Here is a 5341-nt window from a genome sequence, read left to right as displayed (position 1 = left end):
ATGTCCGTTCTCATTGAATCTGGGGCACATTTACTAGTCTGACCTGCATTGCCCCAGATTGGATGAGAATTTCGATCGCGACGTTTCTCATTGAATCTGGGGCAACCCTGCTTCCGCGCCCGGCTGCGAGCGCAGCAGGGTAGCCGGAATGGTCTCCTGTCGATTCCGTTGGCTCGGGTACGTCTTCGGTATAACTACTGTGATCGTGTCTCTCGTGACACACGATCATGATTCTGTGGTGCGCTCGCTCGTGTTGGTAGTTCGGGTGCCGGCTGCGGCCTTTGAGCACCTTGGCCACCGCCCGTTTTAGATTGTCATAGCGGATACGGGCCGGGACATCACCAAAGTGGTTGAACGCCAACACATGCCGATGCAGGAGCGCCTCCTGGCCCTGAGTGGTGAAGTTGCTCCGAGCTAGAGGGCGAACGCTCCGCCTTTGATGAGGATGAGGGCCCCGATTGTGATCAGTGCAACGGGCAGAACGATGTGGCCCCAGCGTGAGAGTGCTTTGGCGATGATCGGGTGGGAGGCGAAATATCGGCCGGCCGCGCACCAGATGGCCACACCGATGAGGAACACGATGATGTAAACACCGATGGTGGCGATCGTTGAGACGGCGAAGATCGGAACGTACACGCCGATGTTGTCGCCGCCGTTGGCGAAGGTGATGACTGCGACCTGCCAGGTGCCAGGCGTCAACAGTGTTGCGGGATCATCGGTCGGCGCCGGTTGGGTGCGGCGATCCCGCCAGGCCAGCCATGCCGCCCGCAGCCCCAACACGATGGGCAGCAGCCCGAAGTACGGCAGTGCGGCTGGAGGAAGCAGCGTGGCACCCAGGAGTGCGCCGCCGACCGAAACTGCCAAGATGGCGGTGAAGCCGAGGTACTGACCGGCGGTCACTCGGATGGCTGCGCCACGATGACCGGGCGCCTGGCCGAACATCACCGCGAGGACCACGATGTCGTCGATATTGGTGATGGCGAAGGTGGCGATCGCCTGAACGAGTGTGGCTGGGCTCAGCACGGCCAATGCGACCAGCTTCGAGTGAAATCCCACCGCATCGGGTGAGCCTACTGCTCAGCAGGCCCCGCGCTCCCGCGCACCAACGACCTCCAGTGGGGCGGAAATTCATGACGACTGCCGGGGTCAACGGACTTGACGAAATACATGCCTCCGGTGCCACGGAGGTGGCTCCTAGAGGTATCGACATACGTCATCGGCGCTGCATGATTCCGGGTCGACGCTTTCGGCGCCCTGCCGCAGCCGGGCGATGGTCTCGCGCAGTGCCACCAGTGCGCTGATCTGCTCGTCGAGGTCGGTCAGTCGGATGTCGAGCAGGTCGCGCACGTGCGTGCACGGCGCGTGGCCGCTGTCACGGATGTCGAGGATCTGCCGAATCTGGGCGAGGCTGAACCCGGCGGCCTGTCCCCGTCGGATGAAGCCGACCCGGGCGATCGTGTCGGCGGCATAGTCGCGATACCCCGCCGGGGAACGTTCGGCGGGCGGGAGCAGGCCTTCGTCTTCGTAGTAGCGCAGCGTCGCGGTGGTGGCCCCGGTCGCCTCGGCGAGCTTCCCGATTCTCACGATGTCTCCTCAGAACACTTGACCTTCAAGCCTACTTGAAGGTCAAGGATGGGTGCATGAGTCAGGGATTGGACCTCGCGGTCATCGGTTCCGGCGGCGCGGCGATGGCCGCGGCGATCCGCGCTACCGCGCTCGGCAAGTCCGTCGTCATGATCGAGCGCGGCATCTTCGGTGGCACGTGTGTCAACACCGGCTGCGTGCCGTCAAAGGCCCTGATCGCAGCGGCCGAGGCCCGGCATACCGCAGCCGACACTGCCCGGTTCCCGGGGATCGCCACCACGGCCGGCCCGGTGGACATGGCGGCCCTGATCGCCGGCACGCACGATCTGGTGGAGTCGCTGCGCTCAGAGAAGTACCTCAACGTGGCCGAATCGTATGGCTGGCAGCGCATTCAGGGCCAAGCGCGGTTCGCCGGAACCCCGGACGCGCCCGTCATCGAGGTCGGCGATGCCACCATCGAGGCCGAGCACTACCTGATCGCCACCGGCGCGAACCCAGTCATCCCGCCCGCATTCGAGGGCGTCGCCTACCTGACCTCGACCACCGCGATGGAAGTCACCGAGGTCCCGGAGTCGCTGCTGGTGATCGGCGGCGGCTACGTCGCGTTGGAGCAGGCGCAACTGTTCGCCCGGCTCGGGTCAACGGTGACGGTGCTGGTCCGCTCCACGCTGGCATCGAAGGAAGAGCCGGAAGTCGGCATGGCGCTGCTGGAGGTGTTCGCCGACGACGGCATCCGGGTGGTGCGCCGCGCCACGGTGAGCGAGGTCGAGCAGGCCGACGATCAGGTCACGGTCACCGCGACCATCACCGGCGGAACGCAGCAGTTCCGTGCCGCGAAAGTCCTCGTCGCCACCGGCCGCCGTCCGAACACCGACGGCCTGAATCTCGAAGCGGTGCAGGTCAAAACCGGCGAGAACAACGAGGTCGTGGTGAGCGACGGGCTGCAGTCGTCGAACCCACGGATCTGGGCGGCCGGCGACGTGACCGGGCACCGCGAGTTCGTCTACGTCGCCGCCCATCACGGCGCGATGGTCGCCGACAACATCTTCACCGACGCCGGCCGCAGGGTCGACTACCGCCATCTGCCCCGCGTGACGTTCACCAGCCCCGCGGTCGGTGCGGCCGGGACGACCGAGGCCGAGCTCCTCGCCGCCGGGACACGGTGCGACTGCCGGGTGCTGCCGCTAAAACATGTGCCGCGTGCGGTGGTCAACCGAGACACCCGCGGTTTCATCAAACTCGTCGCCGACGCCGGCACCGGCCGCATCCACGGCATCACCGCCGTCGCCAAGGATGCTGGCGAGATCGCCGCCGCCGCGGTCTACATCCTCGACGCCGCGATGACCGTCGACCAGGTCGCCGGGTCCTGGGCCCCGTATCTGACCATGGCCGAAGGCATCAAAATCGCCGCCCAGTCCTTCAGCGCCGATATGTCCCGACTGTCCTGCTGCGCATCCTGACGCATGGCTCACTCGAAAGGTTCCTGATGCCCAATTTCCTTGACCGCCTGACCATTCCGGAAGAGTCCGGGCTCGACCCGACGATGCTGGTGCCGTTGCTGCGGCTGCTCGCCGCCGGCGAGCCGGTCACCGTGGAGGCGCTCGCCGCGGCCGTCGGCCTCCCGGTTGACGAGGTGACCCGGCGTCTGGCCGCGGTACCCGACACCGAATACGACGAGCAGGGCCGCATCGTCGGCCAGGGCCTGACCCTGCGCCCGACCCGCCACCGATTCACCGTGGCCGGCCAAGAGCTCTACACCTGGTGCGCCCTGGACACCCTCATCTTTCCCACCATCCTGGACCGGCCCGCCAGCATCGAATCCGAATCACCCGTCAGCGGGCACCCGATCAGGGTCTCGGTCGGCGAAAACGGTGTCACCAGCGTGCAGCCCGAGACCGCGGTGGTCTCGCTGGTCAACCCCGACGACCTCACCTCGATCCGGTCCTCATTCTGCAACCAGGTGCACTACTTCACCTGCGCGCAGGACGCCGCGCCGTGGCTCGCCGAGCACCCCGAAGGTCAGATCGTCAGCGTCGCTGAGGCCCACCAACTCGGCGCAGCCCTGACCACACAAATCCTTACCCAGCTCCATACCCCGCCAACTGCCCACCCCGGCTGCTGCAGCTGACCAGCCGCACCCAACCTGATGAGGAGAAATCAATGAATCAACGTCCACGAAGAAATCCCGTGCTGCTGGGTGCGGCAGCGGTGCTGGTGACGGCCCTGTGTTGCGCCGCGCCAGTCCTGATCGCCGGCGGCGCGCTCGCCGCCGTGTGTGGACTGCTCGAGAATCCATGGGTCATCGGGGCAGCCGTCGCGCTGCTGCTGGCGGCTGTGGTCGCCTTCGCCCGCCGCGGTCAACGCGGCGATCACTGCTGTCCCGCCGACAGCCATTCACCCGCGACGCACACGCTCGACGACCTGACGAAAGGAAGCATCGACAATGTCTGAAACGCGTTCGTTTACACCCCACAGGTGGGCGGGCGTTACGGCTGTGATGCTGGCAGCGGGCGCGCTGACCGCGTGCGGCCAATCGGCCACAACCAGCAATCCGACCTCACCGCCACACGCCAACGCCACAACCCAGGCGACGGCGGCGACACTGACCACGGTGGACGGCAAAACCGTCGAACTGCCCGCTGCCGCCCCGACCGCGATCCTGTTCTTCTCCTACGGGTGCGGCGAATGCGTCGGCGGCGGTAAATCCCTGGCCGCTGCTCGGGCGGCCGTGGAGAAAGCCGGAGGCAGCGCCAAGTTCCTAGCCGTCGACATCGTCCCCACCGAGAAACCCGCCGATGTTCGCCACTTCCTGGACCAGATCGGCGGCACCAGCCTGCCCGCGGTCGTCGATACTAACGGGGCCCTGACCAGCCGCTACCAGGTGACCGCGCCGACCACCGCCCTCGTCATCGACCCGTCCGGGCAGATCAGCTACCGCGGCCACGCCCCGTCCCAGGATCAGATCCTGGCCGCCCTCGGCAGCAGCGCCGCACGGTGAACCTGCTCGCGCTCGCGTTTACCGCTGGCATGCTCGCCCCGGTCAACCCCTGCGGGTTCGCGCTGCTACCGGCGTGGATCACCGGCACCATCGCCACCGGCGGCACCGATGCGGTGCTCGTGCGGCTGGCCCGGGCACTGCGCACCGGGGCCGTCCTGACCATCGGGTTCACCGGCACCCTCACCCTCGCCGGTATCGCGATCAGTGCCGGTGCCCGGACCCTGGTGACGGCTGCTCCCTGGCTCGGGATCACGATCGGGCTCACCCTGGCCATCTTGGGCGGCTTCATGCTCACCGGCCGCACCATCGGTCTGCGTATGCCTGCCCGGACGCGTCATCGGCCGGACTCCCCAACAGCCGGTGGTGTGCTCGCGGCCGGAATCGGCTACGCCCTGGCGTCACTGTCCTGCACCTTCGGGGTACTGCTCGCGGTGATCGCCCAGGCCCAGGCCACCAGCGGATGGGGCGGTCTGCTGGCAGTGTTCACCGCATACACAGCCGGTGCCGCCACCATCTTGATGCTGGTCAGCGTCGGCACCGCCATCGCCGGCACGGCCCTGACCCGGCATCTGGGTATCCTCGCCCGCCACGGGACCCGCGTCACCGCCGTTGTCCTCATCGCCACCGGCGCCTACCTCGCGTGGTACTGGCTGCCCGCGGCCACCGGGCACACCGCCAGCGGCGGCAACCTGCTCACCGGCTGGTCGGCCACCGCGACCGGATGGCTGCAGGACCACGCCCTCCCGGCCAGCGTCATTG

Annotated in this window: 7 protein-coding genes; 5 read left to right on the top strand and 2 right to left on the bottom strand. The window is 67.1% G+C overall.

Features of this window, described 5'->3' with window-relative positions:
- Positions 1–414: 414 nt before the first annotated feature.
- Positions 415–1056, bottom strand: coding sequence for a cadmium resistance transporter (locus ACJH6I_RS31560; protein WP_079481877.1), 642 nt, complete (start codon positions 1054–1056; stop codon positions 415–417).
- Between the two features lie 138 nt (positions 1057–1194).
- Positions 1195–1584 (bottom strand): heavy metal-responsive transcriptional regulator, encoded by a 390-nt coding sequence (locus ACJH6I_RS31555; RefSeq protein WP_005148625.1) that lies wholly within the window; start codon positions 1582–1584, stop codon positions 1195–1197.
- Positions 1585–1640: 56 nt separating this feature from the next.
- On the opposite strand from ACJH6I_RS31555, the gene merA reads away from it, so the two are divergent.
- From merA to ACJH6I_RS31530, 5 genes are all read left to right on the top strand, one after another.
- A complete protein-coding gene (merA, locus tag ACJH6I_RS31550; protein WP_005148655.1) occupies positions 1641–3044 on the top strand; it encodes a mercury(II) reductase in 1404 nt (467 codons plus the stop codon).
- 26 nt (positions 3045–3070) lie between these two features.
- Positions 3071–3712: an organomercurial lyase MerB gene (merB, locus tag ACJH6I_RS31545; protein ID WP_005148656.1), complete on the top strand. Its 642-nt coding sequence runs from the start codon at positions 3071–3073 to the stop codon at positions 3710–3712.
- Between the two features lie 32 nt (positions 3713–3744).
- The gene (locus ACJH6I_RS31540; RefSeq protein WP_005148657.1) at positions 3745–4035 is read left to right on the top strand and encodes a hypothetical protein; all 291 of its coding nucleotides are present in this window, start codon (positions 3745–3747) and stop codon (positions 4033–4035) included.
- Positions 4036–4081: 46 nt separating this feature from the next.
- Entirely contained in the window at positions 4082–4582 is a 501-nt protein-coding gene (locus ACJH6I_RS31535; RefSeq protein WP_225433764.1) for a redoxin domain-containing protein, read from the top strand.
- Positions 4579–5341 (top strand): cytochrome c biogenesis CcdA family protein (locus ACJH6I_RS31530; protein ID WP_406785181.1); only part of this gene is annotated, 763 nt, incomplete at its 3' end. The genes ACJH6I_RS31535 and ACJH6I_RS31530, both read left to right, overlap by 4 nt.

The sequence above is a fragment of the Mycobacterium sp. SMC-13 genome (assembly GCF_045311035.1).
Lineage (GTDB): Bacteria > Actinomycetota > Actinomycetes > Mycobacteriales > Mycobacteriaceae > Mycobacterium.
This window is presented reverse-complemented; position numbering and strand designations above follow the sequence as displayed.

Coding starts and splice junctions, on each gene's coding strand:
- merA (WP_005148655.1), top strand. CDS start 1,641: ATGAGTCAGGGATTGGACCTCGCGGTCATCGGTTCCGGCGGCGCGGCG.
- merB (WP_005148656.1), top strand. CDS start 3,071: ATGCCCAATTTCCTTGACCGCCTGACCATTCCGGAAGAGTCCGGGCTC.
- ACJH6I_RS31540 (WP_005148657.1), top strand. CDS start 3,745: ATGAATCAACGTCCACGAAGAAATCCCGTGCTGCTGGGTGCGGCAGCG.
- ACJH6I_RS31535 (WP_225433764.1), top strand. CDS start 4,082: ATGCTGGCAGCGGGCGCGCTGACCGCGTGCGGCCAATCGGCCACAACC.